The following is a 20,669-nucleotide window of genomic DNA, read 5'->3' on the forward strand; positions in this document are numbered from 1 at the left end:
TGTCCCCGCGCGCTCTTCGCAAATCTATTCATAGGCAGGGGATATCCCTAGAAAGCTCGCCAAAGCCGTGCTGATCAAAGACTGCGGTGCGAGTGTGAGAACGAGCAGACAAAAGATTTTCCACACATGCGCGCCACTTGCGGTTCTTAACACAGTCCAAAGCCATGCGGCGAGCAGCAGAAATCCTCCAGCAAGCACCACAAGGGAAATTATCGAACTCAACTTACCTGCCTGATCAAAGATAGATGCGAGATAAATGAGAGCGACTGATACGTAGCTCGATGGCACCAGAAACCAGTTCGTGAGAACAATCAGTGCGCTTGCCGATATGTTCATTCTCAACAGCGGAACGAACAGACAAATCAGAAGCGGCGTTAAGATCAGGGCAACGGCTTCGATTGCACCGACTTTGACGTAGAAATCGACGCTGCCTTGATCGGCATCTGGCGTTTCAGTGAGAAACTCCAGCCTTAGAAATATGAAATAGGCAATGATAGCCGGTAGTGACCAGACGATCGCAAGAAATGAGCGCGCCACGCCCGCAATCAATGTATCAAAAGCCTGCATGCCTTCTTGGTCGCCCGCTCCCAGCGCCCAAAGGCCCTTTAAACTGCGCGCAACCTCGCTACGCGACGGCATGGTCAAACCAGCGTTCGAGGAAGGTCTCGTAGATACGGGTCAGGGTTTCCAGATCTGCGACGGCCACGCGCTCATCCACCATGTGCATGGTCTGGCCGACGAGGCCGAATTCCACCACCGGGCAATAGTCCTTGATGAAACGGGCATCGGACGTGCCGCCGGTGGTCGATAGCTTCGGCTCGTTTCCGGTGACTTCTGCCACCGCGCCCGACAGCGATGAAATCAGCGCATTGTTGCGGGTCAGGAAAACATGGGCTGGGCGGTCGGCCCAGACGAGGTCATATGTGACCGGCGAACGATCCGGGCGCAGCACGCCATCGGCAGCGGCTTCATCCAGACGGCGAATGATCTCGGCGCGCAGTGTCTCTGCCGTCCACGTATCGTTGAAACGGATGTTGAATGCAGCCGTCGCCTTCGCCGGAATGACGTTGGTTGCCGCATTGCCGGTGTCGATGGTCGTCACTTCGAGGTTGGATGGCTGGAAATTATCCGTGCCGTTATCGAAGGGCGGGTCCATCAGCGCGTGGGTCAGTTGCAGCAGGCCGCGAATGGGATTGTCGGCCAGATGCGGATAGGCGGCGTGGCCCTGCACGCCATGAACCACGATGCGGCCAGAAAGTGAGCCGCGGCGGCCGATCTTGATCATGTCGCCCAGCTGGTCCGGGTTGGTGGGTTCGCCCACGACGCAGGCATCCCATGTCTCGCCCTTGGCGGCGGCCCATTCCAGAAGCTTGGATGTGCCGTTGATAGACGGCCCCTCTTCATCGCCGGTGATGAGGAAGGACACGGAGCCCTCAGGTTTCCCGTGTTTTTCGATATGGCGTGCAATGGCCGCGACGAAGCAGGCAATGCCACCCTTCATATCGACAGCACCGCGCCCGAACATCTCACCACCTGCAATTTCAGCGGCAAAGGGCGGATGGCTCCAGGCGGTCTCGTCACCCACGGGCACGACATCCGTATGGCCCGCAAACATCAGATGCGGGCCTTGATCGCCAAGCCGGGCGTAGAGATTTTCGACGTCAGGCGTTCCCTCTTCCGTCGCCATCACACGCTCCACCGCAAAGGCGAGTGGGGAGAGCAGGCTGTCGAGCAGCGTCAGCGCGCCACCTTCTTTGGGTGTCACCGACGGGCAACGGATGAGGGCGGCGAGATTGGCGACGGGATCGGTGGCGTGCATGGGTCAGTCTACTTCTATCAGTCGCGCAGCAACTCGTTGATGCCGGTCTTGGAGCGGGTCTTCTCGTCCACGGTCTTGACGATGACGGCGCAGTAGAGGCTTGGACCCATCTCGCCATTCGGGAACGGCTTGCCCGGCATGGTGCCAGCGACGACGACCGAGTAGGGCGGCACTTCGCCATAGGTGATCGAGCCAGTGGCGCGATCCACGATCTTGGTGGACTTGCCGATGAACACGCCCATGCCGAGAACGGCACCTTCGCGAATGATGCAGCCCTCGACGACTTCCGAGCGAGCGCCGATGAAGCAATTGTCTTCGATAATGGTCGGGCCAGCCTGAAGCGGCTCAAGCACGCCACCGATGCCGACGCCGCCGGACAGGTGGACGTTCTTGCCGATCTGCGCGCAGGAACCGACGGTCGCCCATGTATCGACCATCGTGCCTTCATCGACGTAGGCGCCGAGATTGACGAAGGACGGCATCAACACGACGTTCTTGGCTACGTAAGCGGAGCGGCGCACGACGGCATTCGGCACGGCGCGGAAGCCTGCGGCGCGGAACTGGTTTTCACCCCAGTTCTCGAATTTGGAGGGCACCTTGTCCCACCATGTGGATTCGCCGGGACCGCCGGTGACGATCTCCATATCGTTGAGACGGAAGGACAGAAGCACGGCCTTTTTCAGCCACTGGTTCACTTTCCAGCTTCCGTCGGCCTGCTTTTCAGCAACGCGTGCCTTGCCGCCATCGAGCAGGTTCAGCGAGGTTTCGACGGCATCGCGAACTTCGCCCTTGGTCGATATTGTAACGCTGTCGCGATGATCGAATGCGGTTTCGATGATTGTTTCAAGGGAGCCAAGATCCGAGATGCTCATGAGAATTCCTTAAACTTCGCTGACTATCGTCACATACAGGGAAACATCCGCGCGCTGGCCGGATATGGTCAATTGCTCTAAGCGAGTGTTTCAAGGGCGTCAATGTGATTTGGCGCGGCTGTACGAAAGGCATGGACATGGCAAAACTGAAAAATGGCAAGTTGCGGCGCAAGGATGGCGTCTGGGACCCGTTGAAATCCAGCTCGGATGACAAGCAGCAGGCAGAAGGCCTGCCCAAAACCCCGCAATCTGCCTCACCATCCTATCGTCTGGCCTATACCGACACCGATTTTCTGTGCCGCGAAGAATTGCGTCCCATCCGGTTGCAACTGGAACTGATGAAGCCGGAAATGATCCTGACCGAGCGCGGCATCAAATCCACCGTCGTTCTGTTTGGGGGCGCGCGCATTCCCGAACCGGGCGGCGAAGCCTGGGCGGCGCGCAACGAAACGCAGAGAAAGAATCTCGAAGCGGCATCCGTTTATTATGATGAGGCTCGTAAGTTCGCAAAACTCTGCGCCGGTGAATCCGAAAAGCATGACCACCGCGAATATGTTGTCATGACGGGTGGCGGACCGGGCGTGATGGAGGCGGGCAATCGCGGCGCGTCGGAAGCCGGTGCGCCATCAATCGGCCTCAACATCCTGCTGCCGCACGAGCAGGCACCCAACCCGCATGTGACGCCGGACCTCAGCTTCAACTTCCACTATTTCGCCATCCGCAAGATGCACTTTTTGATGCGCGCCAAGGCAGTCGTGGTGTTCCCCGGCGGCTTTGGCACCATGGACGAGCTGTTTGAAACGCTCACCCTGATCCAGACCAAGCGCATGGCACCCATTCCACTCATTCTGTTTGGCGAGGCTTTCTGGCGCTCCATCATCAATTTTGAAGCGCTGGCTGATTTCGGCACCATTGCGCCAGATGATATGGATCTGCTGCATTTCTGCGAAACGGCTGAGGATGCTTGGAAGGTCGTTGCGGATTTTTATGAGCTTTGAGTGTTCGAAGGGCAGCACCGTGCCCACCACTCGTCATCCTCGGCCCTGTGCCGAGGATCTAACGAACCACAACATGAAACGTGGTTAGACCCTCGGGACAAGCCCGAGGGTGACGTGAGGAGAGGGCGGCACCCGCCCTCAACTCACCATCAAATCCGCGCAAACCGCTCCGTCAAAAGCGCGAAGAAGCCATCCGCATCCACATCGCGCATGACGCGGGCATTCGGTTCACGGCCCGTAACCTTCCACCAGTCGACAACCGTCATGCCGATGGTGAGTTCGGAATTCACCTCGATCTCGACATTGCAATCGCGGCCTTCGAACAGGTCCGGCTTGATGAGATAGGCAATCACGGTCGGGTCATGCAGCGGGCCGCCGTCGGAGCCGTATTTCTCCACGTCGAAGCGTTCGAAGAATTCCAGCATTTCTGCCATGGCAATCGCCGGGCGGGTGCCGATATCGCGGATGGCGGCAACGCGGGACTTGGTGGTCAGCAGCTTGTGCGTCACATCGAGCGGCATCATGACCAGCGGAATGCCGGACCGAAAGACGATGTCGGCGGCCTGCGGATCGACATAGATGTTGAATTCGGCAGCGGGCGTGATGTTGCCGCCTTCGAAGAAGCCGCCACCCATCAGCACCAGTTCTTTTACACGCGGCGCAATATCGGGCGCCTTCTGTAAGGCGGTGGCGATGTTGGTCAGCGCGCCCAGCGTGCAGAGTGTTACAGTGCCTTCCGGCTCGCGGCGGATCGTCTCGATGATGAAGTCGATGGCGTTTTGCGATTGCGCTTCGAGAACCGGCTCCGGCAGGGTTGGGCCGTCCAGCCCGGTGCTGCCGTGAACGTGCTCGGCAGTAATCGGTGCGCGGACCAGCGGGCGCTCGCAGCCTTCATAGACAGGGATTTCCGTGCGGTTGCACAGTTCCAGCATGATGCGAATGTTGCGGCTGGTCAGCTTCAGCGGCACGTTGCCTGCAACGGCGCAAAGACCGAGGACTTCGATTTCCTCCGGGCTTGCCAATGCCAGCATGATGGCGGCTGCGTCGTCCTGCCCCGGATCGGTGTCGATAATGATTTTTCTGCGCTCGGCCATGATTGTCCTGTTTTTTCTATCACACGCCTTTTCAGGCCTGTTTCGAAAGCTTGTCAAGCACGCGCCAGTGCAGAGTTTTAGCAGCACGGCATTCTTGCGTTGCAAACACTATATTACCATATGCAGGAAAGCCGCCGTAAACGGGGCTGACGATCGTCGCTTGGGTACAAGGACTGAAACATATGAGTCGCATGACACCTTTCACGCACCCGCTGATGCTGGGTTTCGATGCCATGGAAAAAACGCTGGAGCGCATGGCAAAGGCGAATGATGGTTATCCGCCCTATAATATCGAACGCCTAGCCGCCGAGGGAAACAGCCCCGAGCGCCTGCGAATCACCATTGCGGTGGCCGGATTTTCCGAAGACGATCTGGAAGTGACGACGGCTGACAATCAGCTCGTCATCCGTGGACGCCAGCAGGAACAGGATGCAAAAGACTATCTCTATCGCGGCATTGCTGCGCGCCAATTCCAGCGGGTTTTCGTGCTGGCGGATGGGATGCAGGTCAATGATGCGCGCTTGCGCAACGGGCTGCTCTCCATCGATCTGACGCGACCGGAAATCTCCAACGTGGTGAAGAAAATTAACATTTCCGTCTCACAGTAGGATTCTGCACGCCACCGATTCTCACGTCGCGGCGTCTTAGAATGTGGAGACTGAAATATGCTCTTGAAAGAAGCGCATGCGCGTTTGACCAAGTCCCAGCTGGCTCATATCGGAGCAGGCGAAGTCGGATATATCCGCAAAATTCGCGCCGAAGACGTGAACCGTTGTTTCCCCGAAGCACCCAGTATCGATCCCGGCCTTGATCTGTGGGCCCTGTTTGGTGCGGATGGCACGCCGATCCTGTTGACCGACAACCGCTCCAGCACCTTTTTCAAGGCAGCGGAAGACGAGCTTCGCACCATCAGCGTGCACTGAGACGAACCAGTTGCTCTGTTGAATATGATCAAGGCGCCCACGGGCGCCTTTTGTCTTTGTCTTACATCACGTCTTCCGGCGGTCTGCCGGGACGGGGATGGTAGCGCGGAAAGGTCCAGCCGAAGATCAGCGCGCCGCTTCGGATCGCAAAGGCGGTCAGAACGCCAGCACCGGATGCAACGAGAAGCGGCAGACCGATGGCATGGGCAGCGGTAAAGACGCAGGCTCCCATCAGGGCGCAGCTGATATAGACCTCGGGCCGCAGCAGGACGGATGGCTCGCCCGCCAGAATATCACGCAAAACACCGCCGAATGTGGCCGTCATGGTGCCGGTCACGATGGCGACGGTGGGAGAGCCGCTGACGGCCAGACCCTTGGCCGCGCCCATGACGCAATAGGCCGAGAGACCGATGGCATCGAGCCAGATCAGCAGCCGGTAGCGGGATTCCAGCAGATGCGCCGTCAGATAGACGAGCGCGGCGACGACCACGCAGACGAGAATATAGGTCGGGTTGACGACCCAGAAGACGGGTGCGCGGCCCAGCACCAGATCACGCAACGTACCCCCGCCAATGCCGGTAACGGCTGCAAAAAACAGAAAGCCGATCAGATCCAGCTGCTTGCGGGAGGCGGCAAGCGCACCGGTGGCGGCAAAAACGGCAACGCCCGCATAATCGAGAAAGGCCAGAAGGGTCATGGGCAGGCGCTCCTCAGATAATGCGCGCAGGGTCAGTGTCACGCAAGGGACAGGACCTATCTTCCGTCGCCGGATCGACAAAGCGACAGTCCCATGCTGCCCGCATCCATAGCCGAAACAGACCTAAAGGAAAATGCCGTGAAACGCCTTCTCTTCGTAACGCTTCAAGCGCTGGTATTTCTGGCCGTTCCGGTGGTGGCGCTGGCACAGCAGGAACTCGTCAGCGATCCGGAAATTTACGAGAAGGACCATTTTCGCCAGGAATGCAAAGTGGCCGAGTTCGGTCCGGGTTTCGTAACACGGCTCGATATCAACAATGACGGGCTGGTAGATGCCGTCACCAATCGCGGCGAACTGACCTGCGATGGCGACAAGGCACGCGCCTGCAACGATGATGGCTGCCCCTATAATTTCTATGTGCAGGTCAAGGAAGGCGGCTATCTGATGATCGCCACCGCCACGATCTACAGCTATGATTTCGTCCAGCGCTTTGGAAACATGGTCTTCGTGCTGAAAATGCACCCCCGCTTCTGCGACCGCACGGATAGCGAACCCTGCGAAATGACGGTGCGCGTGCGTGGCACGAAATTCGTGACGATCTCGCGGAAATAATCTGCGAACCTATTTACTGGTCCTGATCGCGACGCCCTGATTGTAGCGGCGGCGCAGCGAAGGCGGCATGAACATGCTGGCAATGGCGACGACGAAGACCAGCAGGCTGACGCAAGCAAGGGCGATTGCGGAATAGGCTGTCGCCAGAACCGCGCCGCAAATCGCACCCGCAACCATGCCGATCCACGGCACCATCTGGATCGTCCAATCCAGCTTTCGCTCGCCCAGAATGAACCTTCCGATGCCGCGCCCGAAACGCGAGAGTGCGCCGGTGACATAGGTGAGGCCAATCGGCAGGCCCTCGATATGTTCGACAGCGGCATTGATCATGCCCATGGCAAAGACGACCAGATAGAACTGGGTGAGCTTCATTTCCTGCATTTGCAAAAGAGCGGCGGCGAAAAGCAGCAGGCCGACGCAGCACAGAACGGTGAAAACGCGCCTTTGGGATCGATAGGCAATGACGATGCCGCCCGCATTGCCAGCAACGAAGGTGAGAATGGCCAGCAACAGAATGCCCGCATGGGCATAATCACCAGCTTGCAGCGACAGGGCCGCGCGGGTGGTGTTGCCGGTCATGAAGGACACGAAATCGCCGGACATCGTGAGCCCGATGGCATCGGTCATTCCGGCAATGAAGGACAGCGCTGCCACCAGCGCAATGCCGGTTGCCGTGCGTCTTGCGCGAATGATCTTTCGCCGTCTCTGTCTGGTCATGGACGTCTCGCAATACGGGTTCGATGCGGAGTTTAGGGGGCCAAGATTTCCACCCCGTTAAACCGGGTTGGCGTCCTCAATTGCCCGCAAACTCCCGCCCTGGCTTGCCGCATCACGAACAGCCTGGCCGAATCAGAAGGCCGTTTTCGTAAAAGAGGAGTTTACAGGACAGGTTTCAGCAAGGTATTAGTTGTCAATCCTACTCAACTTTGTTAGCGGAATGCGCAGAACGCTTGCAAGGTTTGAGAATGCAGGCTCTGGCTGCAGAAGATCGGCGCATTGTTACGGAACTCCGGGAATATCATGATGGCATCTGAAAAATTGACCCATTCGTCAAACCTCAAGGCTTTGCCGGGCAAACGACGCGGGTCTGCCGCACTCATGCTGTCACTCGTTGCCTGCCTTTATGCTGGCGCAGGCGTGGCGCAAACGACGCCGCCCGCCCCGGTCAATGAGCCTGCCGCATCTGGCCAGACCGTAACACCACAGGCACAGGCCCCTGCCGCTCCTGCTCCCGCAGCGCCAGCAACCGAGAATTCGGCTCAGCCGACCCCTGCGGCCCCGGCACCGCAGCCAACAGCGCCCACGTCTGCCGCAGAACAGCCAGCACCGGCAGCCGCCAGCCAGCCTCTGGTTCAGCCAAGCCTTGCCGACCCGGCGCAGCAGCCTTCGGGCACGCCTGAAAAGCGCACCGATATTCCGCACAATCTGTCCCCTTGGGGCATGTTCATGGCCGCCGACTGGGTGGTGAAGGGCGTGATGATCGGTCTTGCCTTTGCGTCGCTGATCACATGGACCGTATGGGTGGCAAAATCCATCGAACTGGCTGGTGCACGCATTCGCGCCGGTTCCACGCTCAAGATCATCCACAAGGCAAAGACCCTCTCTGAAGCCATGGGTGCGGTGGAAAAGAAGGGTGGCCCGGCTGCTCTCATGCTGCGCATGGCGACCCATGAAATGCATCTTTCCGACGCCGTGGTTGAACATACCGATGGCGGTGGCATCAAGGAGCGCGTGTCCTCCGTTCTCGGTCGCATCGAAACCCATGCGGGCCGTCGCATGTCGCGCGGAACCGGTATTCTGGCAACCATTGGCTCCGTCTCGCCCTTCGTCGGCCTGTTCGGCACGGTCTGGGGCATCATGAATTCCTTCATCAGTATCTCGGAATCGCAGACGACCAATCTGGCCGTCGTTGCACCCGGCATTGCCGAAGCGCTGCTGGCAACCGCCATCGGCCTCGTTGCGGCCATTCCGGCTGTGGTGATCTACAATATCTTTGCCCGCTCCATCACCGGTTATCGCCACCTGCTGGCGGATGTTGCCGCTGGCGTCGAGCGTCTGGTCAGCCGTGACCTCGATTTCCGCCGTATTCCGCCCGGCAATGCCGCCAAGCCTGCCGTCTCGCTCGTGGGTCGCTGATCATGGCTGGTGGTATTCGTGAAAGCGGAGGGGACGAACTCTCCGAAAACCATGAGATCAACGTCACGCCTTTCATCGACGTGATGCTGGTGCTGCTCATCATCTTCATGGTGGCAGCGCCGCTTGCGACTGTCGATGTGAATGTCGATCTGCCTGCATCCTCGGCCAAGCCCGCCGAGCGCCCGGATGAACCGCTGTATCTGACCGTCAAGAACGACCTGTCGCTCAATCTCGGCAACGACGCCGTGGCGCGTGAAGCGCTGGCGGCGAGCCTCGATGCGCGCACCGGCGGCAACAAGGATACGCGCATTTTCCTGCGGGCCGACAAGGCCGTGGATTACGGGCATTTCATGGAAATCATGAACATGCTGCGAGACAACGGCTACCTGAAGATTGCGCTGGTTGGCCTTGAGAATGCTGCGGCTGCAACGCAGCCTGCCGCCGCTGCCCCCGGCACACCTGCACCCGCGCCTGCTGGAGCGACGCCATGAGTGCCACGTCTTTTCCCCGTTCCGGACGCTCCCGGCTGGGAGAAGTGGTGCTATGGTCAGTTGCCGGCCTCTTGACGCTCTCCGTCCATGCTGGGGCGGCTTACTACCTAATGCAGGACCAGCCGGAACCCGACGCCGATGGTGGACCGCCTGCGGCCATCATGATCGAGCTTGCCGCCCTTCCCGAAGCTGTCGAAACCGAAGAAACGGTGGAGGCAAATGATGTGGAAGACGTGCAGGAGGTAAAGAGCGAGGTTCCCGAAAAGGTGGAAGAAGTTCCGCCAGAGGAAGCGCCTCAGCCCCAGCCTGAACCGCAGCCAGAACCCGTTGTCGAGGAAACGCCGCCCGAGCCTGAACCGATGCCGGAGCCGCCACAGGAAGTGACGGAGCCTCTGCCGGAAGAAGTGCCCGAGCCGGTGGAAGAAATCGACCCCATTCAGCAGGAACAGATGGCCGCTCTCGAAAATGTCGAGGTGCCATTGCCTGTCATGCGTCCGCCACCGCCTCCCGTCGAGAAGAAGGTGGAAAAGAAGGAAGAGCCTGAAAAGAAGAAGGTCGAGCGCAAGCAGACAGCCGCGCCGCCACCTTCCGTTGCCAAGGAAACCGCCAAGGTCGAGACGACACAGTCCAACCGCACGGCGGCATCCCGCAACAGTTCGGGTCTGTTTTCGTCTGCCATGACGCCTGCAAAATGGCAGTCGCGCATCCGCTCGCAGATTTCGCGCAAAAAGCCCTCGTCGCTCAGCGCTGGCGGCAAGGTCGTGACGGTGACGTTCCGGGTCAATGATAATGGCGCCTTGAGCTCGATCCGATTGCAGGGATCGACAGGCGATGCCTCCATCGATCAACAGGTTCTGGCCTGGATCGAAAGAGCCTCTCCCGTGGCAGAGCCACCACCGGATGCAAACCGGACTGTCACACTGCCGATCAAGATTCAGTAGCCCGGGGCGGAGCAGACCGAAAAGCGTTTCGCTCCGCTGCCGCTTGCGCTATGGCTGGCTTTTACCCACCGCAGGTCAAGCCAGTCATGAAATTCAGCATAGAGCAGGCGGAAGAGTTCGTTTCTTCCATCTTTGAAAACAACGGTGTTCTGCAGGACAATGCGCGCTCCGTCGCGCGCGCCCTTGTAGCAGCAGAAGCTGCGGGGCAGGGTGGTCACGGGGTGCGCCGCATACCTGCCTATATCGGCCAGCTGCGCGTCGGGAAAATCGAAGGCAAGGCCCGGCCTGTCGCCATTCAGACACGCCCCGCCGTGCTATCCGTCGATGCCGGTCACGGCTATGCTTATCCGGCTATTGATCTCGTTGTCGAAAAGCTTCCCGATATTGCCCGCTCGCAGGGCATTGCTCTCGGTCTCATCGGTCGATCGCACCATGCCGGTGTCATGGCGCTGACGGTGGAGCGTTTTGCGGAACAGGGCCTCGTCGCTTTCATGGTCGCCAATGCACCCGCATCCATGGCGCCCTGGGGTGGCATCAAGCCGCTTTACGGAACCAACCCTATCGCCTTCGCCGCACCGATCGACGGTGCCGATCCGCTGGTCATCGACCTTGCTCTGTCCAAGGTCGCGCGCGGCAAGATCATGGCAGCACGCCAAAAGGGCGCCGAAATTCCCAATGACTGGGCGCTGGATGCTTCGGGACAACCGACGACCGATCCGAACGAGGCGATCAACGGTACCATGGTGCCTGCGGGTGAGGCAAAGGGTGCTGCGCTGGCATTGATGGTGGAGGTTATGGCCGCAGGCCTGACCGGTGGCAATTTCGGCTTTCAGGCCTCGTCGCTGCTGGACGATACGGGAACGGCGCCGTCATTGGGCCACACCATCATCGCCATCGATCCGCTGATTGCCGGATACGACGTCTTCGCCAAGCGGCTTGCTCTCATGGCAAGTGAAATCGAGGGGCAGGAAAATGCGCGTTTGCCGGGACGCCGCAGTCAGGGCATTCGCAAGCAGTCGCTGGAAAACGGCATCGTCATTGAAGACGATATTCTGGCCCAGATCAAAGCCTTGTAATCAAAGCCCCGTCATCATTGGCAACGGCTGAGCTGTTCTTCGAGCAGTTCAGCAAAAGCCGCGCCTGAAACCTCCAGCGCTCCGCTATTGTCTATCGTCGTCACATCGAAGTCGCCGCAGACTTCGAGCGAACTACGCTGGAGCCGGCGGAGAATTTCCTCCCGGCTTTCGCGGCCACGGCTTTCCAGCCGCGCGGCCAGCACATCCAGCGTGGCGATGATGTTGACGACCTTCAGCGTCGGAAAGGCCGCCTTGAAATGGCTGAGCGCGGACCGTGATCCATTGGCGATGACGATCTTGCCTTGCGCCAGCTGGTCCCGAACCGAGGTCGGAATGCCGTAGCTTAGGCCATGGGCCTGCCAGGACACGCAAAAATCACCGTTATCGAAGCGGCGCGCGAACTCTTCAGGCGTCACCGCATCATGGTTCTCACCGCCCGCATCCCTGCTGCGGGTAATGGCGCGCTGGGCAAAGTGAATATCCTCCCGTTGGCCGAGCCGCCGTGCCGCAAATTCCATCAGCGTGTCCTTGCCGGCACCGCTTGGGCCGACGACGACGATCATCACGCCGTGACGGTTCGCAGCCGGGTTGGAAAGATGCGGCGCGCTCTCGTTCATGCCACGCGCCTGCCTTGCCGCCAGACGGAGCGGACGATTGGAACATCCTTGTCCCTGTGAACACGCAGCATGTCCGCGCGAAGGCCGGTAGCAATACGGCCGCGGTCGCTGAGACCCACGGTGCGTGCTGGTGTTGCGGTGACCATGGAGAGCGCCTTCGGCAGCGTCATGCCCTCGACCTGATCGGCCAGTAGAAACGGCGCATACAGCAGGCTGAAGGGGACATAGTCGGACGACAGGACATCGAGCACGCCGAGTTCGGCGAGATCGCGCGCTGCGATATTGCCGGAATGGGATTTGCCACGAACGATGTTGGGTGCACCCATCAACACGCTCATGCCCGCGCTGTGCGATGCCTGTGCCGCCTCGACGCTGGTCGGAAACTCGGCCAGCTTGACGCCGTGGCCGATGGCTTCCTCGACATGCGCATGGGTGGCATCGTCATGGCTGGCAATGGTGATGCCCCTCTCAAGGCAACGGGCAGACAGATAATCGCGGTTCGGGGCGGAATATTTGGCCGATGCAGCGACACGCCGTTCCATGAAAGCCTTGAAGACCTCGTCGCTGAGCCCGCGCTTCTTTTGATAGAAGACGATATATTGATCCATGGTCTGGAACTGGCGCTGCCCCGGGGAATGGTCCATCAACGAAATCAGCTTCACATGTGGGTCGTTTTCGAAGTCCTCGAAATGATCCAGCACGTCGCCAGCCGCAACCTCGCAGCGCAGATGCAGCAGGTGGTCGGCGCGCAGGCGGTTTTCGTTCTGCGCCTGCTCGATGGCGTCTGCCATGTCGCGCATTTCGCCCTTGGCAAAGCCGCCATCTTCATCCGAGCCGAGGCGAAGACAATCGAAAACGGTTGTAATGCCTGACGAGGCGATCTGCGCATCATGCGCCTGAATGGCGGCAATCTTGTTCCAGGTCACGCCCGGGCGCGGCGAGTAATGCTGCTCCAGATGGTCTGTGTGCAATTCCACGAGGCCGGGGATCAGATAGTCACCCTCGAAATCCTCGCCAATGCGGGATGTGCCTTCGCTGACATCGGCGATCAGCCCATCGCGAACCAAGACAGAGCCTTCGATGATATCGTCTTCGAGAACGATGCGGGCGTTGGAGAATATCTGTTCCGTCATGCTATTGCTTCTTTCATATCAGGTGCGGCAAGCGGCAGCCATGTGTGAATGGTGAAGGCCTCGCCACGCGCCTTCTCAACGAAGAGGCCAAGTCCCGAAATGGACAGTGGCCGATCCGTGAAGTTGGAAAATTCTGAAGCCAGCACGCCGGATATGTGCGCGCTGTCTGCCTCATCCACCGGTCCGGTGAGTGTCATGTGAAAGCGAAAATCGTCCATGACATGCGGGTAGCCCCAGAGCGACAGATTATGCCGCTGGCTTTCCGTGAGGTTCTGTGGCCTGCGGCGGGCAATGTCACTGTCGGACAAGGGTGCGCGGAAGGGCTCGAAATAATCGACCACATCTGCTGCAAAATCCTGAAGCGGCTGATACGGCGCGTGCGGCACCAGCGCAAAGAAGGGTCCGAGAGATCCGACCACCAGTTTGGGGATGTAAAAAGCCTGCCGCGAGGCGGCAAACGCCTGCAAAGCGGCCAGAAGATCGGTTTCGCTGCGCTTCTCGGACAGCTCGAAGGGCGCTTTCAGCGTGGCGTGGAAACCGTAACGACGTGGCTCGGCGGTGATCTCCGCATAGGCATCATGGTCATCATGAGCAATACCGGAAAACGCATTACGCCCCAGCCATCGCGATGCCTTTTCGGTCAGGGCATCATTCTCGGCGGGGGTAAAATAGATGGCGTAGCGCACGTCGGTCGCACTTTCAGTATCAGGGATCAGAGCGGTATTTGGAATGACTCGCCTTGGCGAAGCAAGGCCGCAACAGCGAATTAGAACCTCTACGTGACGGAATGATGATAGCGGCGAAAAACTCTGCCCTAGAGATGCATTTTAGGGGTGAGATCGCTGCTCGCTACTCCACGCCCGAAATCCATGATGAAACTTCTTCAACCATTCTGCGTTAGTCTTGCAAGTATTCACGGATGCAAGGAGCACAGGCTCATGGAAATCGGAATTCTCGTCGCACTGTTCTTTACAGTATTTGCCGCTTCAAGCGTATGTTGCGCCTATTGGTTCGGAGAACATCGCAATTTCTGACGTTAACCCGGGCGCAATATTCTCATTGTGCTGAAACGATCGGGTAAGAAGCAGATAAAATACAAAAAGCGCCGGCAGCTTCACGCTGCGGCGCTTTTTTGATTCTGCGCACTATTAATGCGCGGCGGACATATCGCCCAGCACTTCCTTGGAAGCGACGGTGGAATCCGCATTTAGCTTGTAGACCATGGGTACACCCGTCGCGAGGTTGAGCTTGAGGATTTCTTCCTTGCTCAACTTGTCCAACACCATGACCAGCGAGCGCAGCGAATTGCCGTGCGCCGCAACCAGTACCTTTTCGCCGCGCAGAACGCGCGGCAGGATTTCCGTCATGTAATAGGGCCAGACACGGGCGCCGGTGTCGCGCAGGCTTTCACCGCCCGGAGGGGGAATATCGTAGGAACGGCGCCAGATATGCACCTGTTCTTCACCCCATTTTTCGCGGGCATCATCCTTGTTGAGACCGGAGAGATCGCCATAGTCGCGTTCGTTCAGCGCCTCATCCCGGATTGTCTGGAGATCGGGCTGGCCGACATTGTCGAGCACCATCTGGCAGGTTCTTTGGGCACGGATCAGCGAAGAGGTGTAGGCAATATCAAATTTGATGCCGTAATCGGCAAGCGCCTTGCCGCCCGCATTGGCTTCCTGCACACCGAGTTCGGTGAGGTCAGGGTCGCGCCAGCCGGTGAAGAGGTTCTTGAGGTTCCAGTCACTTTGGCCGTGACGAACGAGGACGAGGGTTCCGCTCATATCAATTGCTCTCCGAGTTGATTATTGGTCTTTCGCCAGACCGAGAACGTCCAGCATGGAATAAAAGCCGGGCTTCTGCCCATGTGCCCAGACGGCAGCAGCGATGGCACCACGTCCGAAAATCGTGCGGTCTGCCGCATGATGAGACAGCGTGACCTGCTCACCCTCTGCAGCAAAAATAACGGAATGGTCGCCGACGACCGAGCCGCCGCGCAACGTGGCAAAGCCAATCGTGCCACCTTCACGAGGGCCGGTATGGCCATCACGCACGCGCACGGATTTGGATGCAAGGTCGATACCCCGGCCCTTGGCCGCGGCCTCACCGAGAAGCAGGGCGGTGCCCGAGGGCGCATCGACCTTGTGCTTATGGTGCATTTCGAGAATTTCGATATCCCAACCGCTGGCATCCAGCGCCTTTGCTGCCTGCCGGGTGAGAACGCTGAGCAGATTGACGCCAAGGCTCATATTGCCGGATTTCACGACACGGGCGTGGCGCGCCGCAGCCTCGAATTTTTCCTCATCAGCCACCGAGCAACCCGTGGTGCCGATGACATGGACGATGCGGGCTTGTGCGGCGAGACCGGCAAAGGCGACGCTGCCAGCGGGTGAGGTGAAATCGATGACACCTTCGGCGTGGACGAAAGCCTCGAGCGCATCGCTGGTGATTGCCACGCCGTTGGGACCGAGGCCGGAAATCTCGCCGGCGTCACGACCGATGAAGGGCGAGCCTTCACGCTCCACGGCGGCATGCAGTTGGACACCCGGTGTTTCGTGGATCAGGCGGATCAGCGTTTGCCCCATCCGTCCAGCTGCACCGACCACCACCAGTTTCATGCCATTGCCGCTCATGCTGCCCCACTCAATGCTTTCGTTTAAAGACCGCGAACGCCCGTCGCCTGAAGATTGTTGAGGCGAGCGTAAAGACCATCTTCCTGACGCGCAAGCGTCTCGTGGACGCCTTCTTCCACAACGAGGCCTTCATTCATCACGACGATCTTGTCCGCCTTGACCACGGTCGAAAGACGGTGGGCGATGACGATGACGGTGCGCCCGGTCATGGCCGTATCGAGCGCCATCTGCACGACGGCTTCCGATTCCGTATCGAGCGCGGAGGTCGCTTCGTCCAGCAGCAGGATCGGTGCATTGCGCACCAGCGCGCGGGCAATCGACAGGCGCTGGCGCTGACCGCCGGAAAGCGTCATGCCGTTCTCGCCGACCGGTGTTTCGTAACCCTGCGGCTGGGCGAGAATGAAGTCATGCGCAAAAGCAAGTCGTGCCGCTTCTTCGATCTCGGCATCCGTCGCTTCAGGACGACCGTAGCGAATATTGTCGCGGATGGTGCCTTCGAAGAGATAGGGCTGCTGGGAGACGTAGGCGAGGTTCTGGCGAACGGACATGGTCGTGACATCGGCGATGTTTTGACCATCGATCAGGATCGCGCCGCCATTTGGATCGTAAAAGCGCGGTATGAGATTGATGATGGTCGATTTGCCCGCACCGGAGGGGCCGACCAGAGCGGTCGTCTTGCCACCTTCGGCAACGAAGCTCACGCCCTTCAGGATCGCACCGCCATCCTTGTAGGAAAACACCACGTCGCGCAGTTCAACCGTCGCGTTGGAAACGGCCAGGGGCTTTGCATCGGGCTTCTGGCGCTGGACGGGCTCCATGTCCAGAATGTCGTAGATCATCTGCGCATTGACGACAGCGCGCTCCAGCGAAATCTGAACACGCGCGAGACGGCGTGCGGGATCATAGGCCAGGAGAAGCGCTGTCACGAAGGCAAAGAATGCACCTGGCGGGACATTGTCGTAAATGGCGCGATAGGCGGCATAGGCCAGAACGCCGGAAACGGCGAGACCTGCAATGGTTTCCGTCAAGGGCGCGCTTTTTTCCGTCAGGCGGGCAATACGGTTAGCGCGCCATTCTGCGGAATCGATGACCGCGTCAACTCTGGTCTCCAGCTGCTTTTCCATCGTGAAGGCTTTGACGATGGCAATACCCTGCAATGTTTCCTGCATGGCGCCCAGCACGCGGCTGTTGAGAATGACCGCGTCGCGCGTGGCGCTACGCAGCCGTTTGGAAATGTAGCGCAGGCCAAGGACGAGAGGCGGCACGATGAAAACGATGACGATGGAAAGCACCGGATCCTTGAAGATCATCACAGCAACCAGTGCGATGAAGGTCAGGAGATCGCGGGCAACTGTCGTCACGGTCAGGTTCATGACATCGCGGATGCCGCCGATATTCTGGCTGACCTGCGCTGCGAGATGCGCGGAGCGGGATTCGCTGAGATACCCGACCGACAGGGTCATGAGATGGGAATACAGGCGCTTCTGATAGCGCGCGACGATGTTGTTGCCGATTTTCGACAGCGCCACCGACTGGCCATAGGTTGCCAGTCCACGGATGAAAAAGGCTGCGAAAATGGAGAAGCAGATAATCCAGACGAGATCGGCCCGTCTGTTGACGAATGCTTCGTTGATGATGGAGTCCATGATCCAGGCCGTAAAAGCCGTGGTACCGGCAACGGTCAGCAGGCAGAAAATCGCAAATGCGTAGCCGGAAATATGATCACGGGCGTTTTCTGCAAAAATGCGTTTCAGGACAGATGTGATTGTGTCGGTATCCAGGGGATGCCGTGTCTTGGCGGTCTTCAAGCTTTATCCACCTTGTGCGGTTCTGGCGAGCAAGCCGCCTTCTTTACGGGCGTCTATAGCCATTCGGGCAGGTTTTGACCAGTGCCGAGTGCGCTCTAAGCCTGCCAGCGCCGACCGTCCAGCGCCAGGCCGAAGTCTGCAGGTCTGCGGGCATAGGTCGATAGCCCTGCTAGAGCGGCTTGCGGATGGGTGACGACATAGGTCGGAATGCTGCGCATCAAGGCGCTGTGCGGAGCCTTGTCTTCGAAGGCCGCGCGGAACTCCGGCAGTTTCAAAGCGGGGATGATTTTCTGAGAAATCCCGCCGGCGAGATAGACCCCGCCTCGCGCCATGAAGATCAGTGCCAGATCGCCTGCGATGCGACCGAGATAGGTGCTGAACAGAGACAGGGTTTCTTTCGCCTCGCGGTTTTCGCCGCTGAGGCCCGTCGCGGTAATTTCGGCTGGGTCCGAGAAGGAAGGCGTCACGCCATCCGTCTTGCAGATAGCCCGGTAGAGATTGACGAGGCCGCGTCCGCACAGGATTTGCTCACCGGCAATGCGGCCTTCGATGGTTTCGAGATGCGGGAAGACCTGATAATCGCGTGCACTGCGTGGACCGATATCGATGTGACCGCCTTCGCCCGGCACCGGAAACCACATGTGGCGGGCATAGACCAGCCCGGCGACACCCAGACCCGTGCCCGGCCCAAGCACCACGCGTGACGCCATCATGTCGGGGCGCTGCGGGCCAATCGTGTCCCTGTTGTCGTCGCCGAGAGTGGCAATGGCGAGTGCCTGTGCCTCGAAATCATTGATGACGATGACGTCTTTCAAACCGAGATTGACGAGCATCTCCTTCGGTTTGACCACCCAATGGCAGTTTGTCAGCGGAATTTCATCCGTCTCAATGGGACCGGCGACTGCGAGAATGGTCGAAACCGGTTTTAACGACGTCTTGTCGAGAATGGCGATCCTGATCGCATCATCGATGGTCTTGAAATCTGCCGTCTTGACGCTGGTCAGTTGCACCGGCTCTGCGTCGGCATCCTGCAAAATACAGAAACGGGCATTGGTACCGCCGATATCTCCAATGAGAATGGGAAAGAAAAGAGTATCGTTCTGCTTGGGCATTGCTGCTCCTGGATCGCCGGATATCAATGTTTCAATTAAAGTCTGTCAGCATTTCCGCTGTGGCGCGGTTCAGCGCCATGGGAATGTCGTAAACCGTTGCAAGTCGCGTCAAGGCCTTCACGTCAACATCATGCGGCAAGGCTGTGAGGGGATCGACAAAAAAGATCAGCATATCCACTTCGCCCGTCGCGATCATAGCGCCGATCTGCTGGTCACCGCCAAGCGGGCCGCTTTTCAAGCGGATGACATTCAGGCCCGGGCACGCATCCTGCACGCGCCCGCCGGTGGTGCCAGTGGCAACAAGGCGAAATTGCGATAGCGCCGCCTGATGCTCGCGGGCGAAATCCGCCATATCGTCTTTTTTTAGGTCATGTGCGATCAGTGCGATACAGCGTTGCCCGGTCATCTCATGTCCTGCGCCAGCGTTATTTGCGTTGCGATTTTTAAATCGATTTGAAGCCTTCTATAGCAACTCGACACCGTTTGAAAAGCGGTGTCGCGTCACATCAGTTCAGCGATGGGCGCGATGAGGGGCGTGGAACGTCTGCGGGTGGCATGGGAACGCCAGAGCCGCCGGACTGCGACCGTGCCGGGGCAGGCGCCTGCGGTGCTGCTGCCGCTGGCACGTAGGTTTCCCGAACAGCCATGCTGGCTCCGTTTGCAGCGGGCGCAGCCGCGACGGCGGCGCAGGCCTTCGGCAGATCGGACACCATCATCGGGCGCGGCGGCTTTGGCGGCTTGGCGTTGGGGTCTTTTTTCGGCGTGGCCCAAGGCTCCTTCGTGAACCACCATGCCAACGACTTGTCGCAGCCATCGCCTGCCGCAACGGGTGCCTGCGGCTTGCAATTGGTCGCGCCCGGCGGGCATTCCAGACGAACGTGGAAATGTTCGTCATGCCCATAGATCGGCCTGATCTTGCCCATGAAGGTGCGGTCGCCGGTCCATGACTGGCACAGCTTCTGCTTGATGGCCGGATTGACGAAGATACGCTCCACCTGCGGATAGCTCGCCGCCATCATCACCAGTTTCGCATTGAGCGGCGACCATTTGCGGTCATCCACCGTCAGGAATTTGCTCTTGTCGAGCATGGAAATGAAGGGCGTGCTTTCCCTCTGTTCGGCGCTCATCACCTGATTGGGCATCTGTCGCCACCAGATATCGACGTCGAGGCCTATCTGGTGCGACGCATGGCCGGTTAGCATCGGACCGCCACGCGGCTGCGAGATATCGCCGATCAACAGGCCCGGCCAACCGATCTTTTGGGCATCCTGCGCAAAGTGTTCGATAAAGGAAATCAGTTGCGGCTGACCCCAGCGCCGGTTGCGCGACAGCCGCATGGCCTGAAAGCCCTGACCTTCCGTGGGTAGCGCCACCGCTCCGGACTGGCAGCCCTTGGCATAGGAACCGTAGGAAATGGAAGGACCGGCAGATGGAAGGGCAATATTGCCGAACACCTGTTTGGCCGGGCCGTCCTGCGCGAAAGCGGCCCCGATATCAACAGACATCATTGATATGACCGAGAGGGCCAGAAGGGATGCCTTGCGCAGGCCCGTTGCCTGTTTTTCCATATCGTCCGCCGCCTGCAATGCTTGAGCTGATTCTCTTTTGAATATTACGCTGGAACGGGAATTTGGTGAAAGCATGTTTGCGGGCTCTCGAAGGATTGAGGTAGGCCCCCTATTTTTTGCCCATGTTTGTCTTATGCTG

The 20,669-nt window shown here is 59.1% G+C and carries 23 protein-coding genes; 8 read left to right on the forward strand and 15 right to left on the reverse strand.

Annotated features, from left to right (window positions below):
• Positions 1–24 precede the first annotated feature (24 nt).
• The 3 genes from ABUK73_RS16625 to dapD are packed head-to-tail and all read right to left on the reverse strand — an operon-like array spanning position 25 to position 2,691.
• Positions 25–639, reverse strand: a complete 615-nt coding sequence (locus tag ABUK73_RS16625) for a hypothetical protein (protein WP_353578239.1) — start codon at positions 637–639, stop codon at positions 25–27.
• A complete protein-coding gene (dapE, locus tag ABUK73_RS16630) occupies positions 626–1,819 on the reverse strand; it encodes a succinyl-diaminopimelate desuccinylase (protein WP_353578240.1) in 1,194 nt (397 codons plus the stop codon). Before dapE ends, ABUK73_RS16625 begins: the two co-directional genes overlap by 14 nt.
• A 17-nt stretch (positions 1,820–1,836) precedes the next feature.
• Positions 1,837–2,691 (reverse strand): 2,3,4,5-tetrahydropyridine-2,6-dicarboxylate N-succinyltransferase, encoded by an 855-nt coding sequence (gene dapD, locus ABUK73_RS16635; RefSeq protein WP_353578241.1) that lies wholly within the window; start codon positions 2,689–2,691, stop codon positions 1,837–1,839.
• Positions 2,692–2,828: 137 nt separating this feature from the next.
• Between dapD and ABUK73_RS16640 the strand changes: the two genes are divergently transcribed.
• Positions 2,829–3,689, forward strand: coding sequence for an LOG family protein (locus ABUK73_RS16640; protein WP_353578242.1), 861 nt, complete (start codon positions 2,829–2,831; stop codon positions 3,687–3,689).
• 149 nt (positions 3,690–3,838) lie between these two features.
• Here the strand turns inward: ABUK73_RS16640 and ABUK73_RS16645 are convergent, their stop codons facing one another.
• Positions 3,839–4,783: a nucleoside hydrolase gene (locus ABUK73_RS16645; RefSeq protein ID WP_353578243.1), complete on the reverse strand. Its 945-nt coding sequence runs from the start codon at positions 4,781–4,783 to the stop codon at positions 3,839–3,841.
• 182 nt (positions 4,784–4,965) lie between these two features.
• Between ABUK73_RS16645 and ABUK73_RS16650 the strand changes: the two genes are divergently transcribed.
• The gene (locus ABUK73_RS16650) at positions 4,966–5,391 is read left to right on the forward strand and encodes an Hsp20 family protein (RefSeq protein ID WP_112497855.1); all 426 of its coding nucleotides are present in this window, start codon (positions 4,966–4,968) and stop codon (positions 5,389–5,391) included.
• A 57-nt stretch (positions 5,392–5,448) separates the two neighbouring features.
• Positions 5,449–5,706, forward strand: a complete 258-nt coding sequence (locus ABUK73_RS16655; protein WP_113086283.1) for a BQ00720 family protein — start codon at positions 5,449–5,451, stop codon at positions 5,704–5,706.
• A gap of 61 nt (positions 5,707–5,767) precedes the next feature.
• Here the strand turns inward: ABUK73_RS16655 and ABUK73_RS16660 are convergent, their stop codons facing one another.
• Positions 5,768–6,403, reverse strand: a complete 636-nt coding sequence (locus ABUK73_RS16660) for a trimeric intracellular cation channel family protein (RefSeq protein ID WP_353578244.1) — start codon at positions 6,401–6,403, stop codon at positions 5,768–5,770.
• Positions 6,404–6,496: 93 nt separating this feature from the next.
• Here ABUK73_RS16660 and ABUK73_RS16665 point away from each other — a divergent pair, with 93 nt between their 5' ends.
• Positions 6,497–7,015, forward strand: a complete 519-nt coding sequence (locus tag ABUK73_RS16665; protein ID WP_353578245.1) for a hypothetical protein — start codon at positions 6,497–6,499, stop codon at positions 7,013–7,015.
• 9 nt (positions 7,016–7,024) lie between these two features.
• On the opposite strand, the gene ABUK73_RS16670 is transcribed toward ABUK73_RS16665, so the two are convergent.
• On the reverse strand, positions 7,025–7,732 hold the full coding sequence (locus ABUK73_RS16670) for a YoaK family protein (RefSeq protein ID WP_353578246.1): 708 nt from the start codon (positions 7,730–7,732) through the stop codon (positions 7,025–7,027).
• A gap of 306 nt (positions 7,733–8,038) precedes the next feature.
• On the opposite strand from ABUK73_RS16670, the gene exbB reads away from it, so the two are divergent.
• The 4 genes from exbB to ABUK73_RS16690 all read left to right on the forward strand — a co-directional run bounded on the left by exbB (position 8,039) and on the right by ABUK73_RS16690 (position 11,659).
• Positions 8,039–9,151 carry a tonB-system energizer ExbB gene (gene exbB, locus ABUK73_RS16675; protein WP_353578247.1) on the forward strand — a complete coding sequence of 371 codons (1,113 nt, stop codon included), beginning with the start codon at positions 8,039–8,041 and terminating at the stop codon, positions 9,149–9,151.
• A 2-nt stretch (positions 9,152–9,153) separates the two neighbouring features.
• The gene (gene exbD, locus ABUK73_RS16680; protein ID WP_353578248.1) at positions 9,154–9,642 is read left to right on the forward strand and encodes a TonB system transport protein ExbD; all 489 of its coding nucleotides are present in this window, start codon (positions 9,154–9,156) and stop codon (positions 9,640–9,642) included.
• Positions 9,639–10,583, forward strand: a complete 945-nt coding sequence (locus ABUK73_RS16685; protein ID WP_353578249.1) for a TonB family protein — start codon at positions 9,639–9,641, stop codon at positions 10,581–10,583. Before exbD ends, ABUK73_RS16685 begins: the two co-directional genes overlap by 4 nt.
• Positions 10,584–10,669: 86 nt before the next feature.
• Positions 10,670–11,659 carry an Ldh family oxidoreductase gene (locus tag ABUK73_RS16690; RefSeq protein WP_353578250.1) on the forward strand — a complete coding sequence of 330 codons (990 nt, stop codon included), beginning with the start codon at positions 10,670–10,672 and terminating at the stop codon, positions 11,657–11,659.
• 14 nt (positions 11,660–11,673) lie between these two features.
• Here the strand turns inward: ABUK73_RS16690 and phnN are convergent, their stop codons facing one another.
• From phnN to mepA, 9 genes are all read right to left on the reverse strand, one after another.
• Complete coding sequence (gene phnN, locus ABUK73_RS16695) at positions 11,674–12,276, reverse strand: phosphonate metabolism protein/1,5-bisphosphokinase (PRPP-forming) PhnN (protein ID WP_353578251.1); 603 nt, start codon at positions 12,274–12,276, stop codon at positions 11,674–11,676.
• Positions 12,273–13,409 (reverse strand): alpha-D-ribose 1-methylphosphonate 5-triphosphate diphosphatase, encoded by a 1,137-nt coding sequence (locus ABUK73_RS16700; RefSeq protein WP_353578252.1) that lies wholly within the window; start codon positions 13,407–13,409, stop codon positions 12,273–12,275. Before ABUK73_RS16700 ends, phnN begins: the two co-directional genes overlap by 4 nt.
• Positions 13,406–14,095, reverse strand: coding sequence for a DUF1045 domain-containing protein (locus ABUK73_RS16705; RefSeq protein ID WP_353578253.1), 690 nt, complete (start codon positions 14,093–14,095; stop codon positions 13,406–13,408). Before ABUK73_RS16705 ends, ABUK73_RS16700 begins: the two co-directional genes overlap by 4 nt.
• Positions 14,096–14,557: 462 nt before the next feature.
• Positions 14,558–15,193, reverse strand: coding sequence for a 2,3-bisphosphoglycerate-dependent phosphoglycerate mutase (locus ABUK73_RS16710; protein ID WP_353578254.1), 636 nt, complete (start codon positions 15,191–15,193; stop codon positions 14,558–14,560).
• A 21-nt stretch (positions 15,194–15,214) separates the two neighbouring features.
• A complete protein-coding gene (dapB, locus tag ABUK73_RS16715; RefSeq protein WP_353578255.1) occupies positions 15,215–16,042 on the reverse strand; it encodes a 4-hydroxy-tetrahydrodipicolinate reductase in 828 nt (275 codons plus the stop codon).
• A gap of 23 nt (positions 16,043–16,065) precedes the next feature.
• Positions 16,066–17,850 (reverse strand): ABC transporter ATP-binding protein, encoded by a 1,785-nt coding sequence (locus ABUK73_RS16720; protein WP_353578256.1) that lies wholly within the window; start codon positions 17,848–17,850, stop codon positions 16,066–16,068.
• Positions 17,851–17,945: 95 nt separating this feature from the next.
• Complete coding sequence (locus tag ABUK73_RS16725; RefSeq protein ID WP_353578257.1) at positions 17,946–18,962, reverse strand: glucokinase; 1,017 nt, start codon at positions 18,960–18,962, stop codon at positions 17,946–17,948.
• Between the two features lie 31 nt (positions 18,963–18,993).
• Entirely contained in the window at positions 18,994–19,368 is a 375-nt protein-coding gene (locus ABUK73_RS16730; RefSeq protein WP_353578258.1) for a methylglyoxal synthase, read from the reverse strand.
• A 100-nt stretch (positions 19,369–19,468) separates the two neighbouring features.
• A complete protein-coding gene (mepA, locus tag ABUK73_RS16735) occupies positions 19,469–20,530 on the reverse strand; it encodes a penicillin-insensitive murein endopeptidase (RefSeq protein WP_353578259.1) in 1,062 nt (353 codons plus the stop codon).
• Positions 20,531–20,669: the final 139 nt, after the last annotated feature.

Origin of the sequence: Agrobacterium vacciniicorymbosi, assembly GCF_040427045.1 — a bacterium.
Taxonomy (GTDB): domain Bacteria; phylum Pseudomonadota; class Alphaproteobacteria; order Rhizobiales; family Rhizobiaceae; genus Agrobacterium.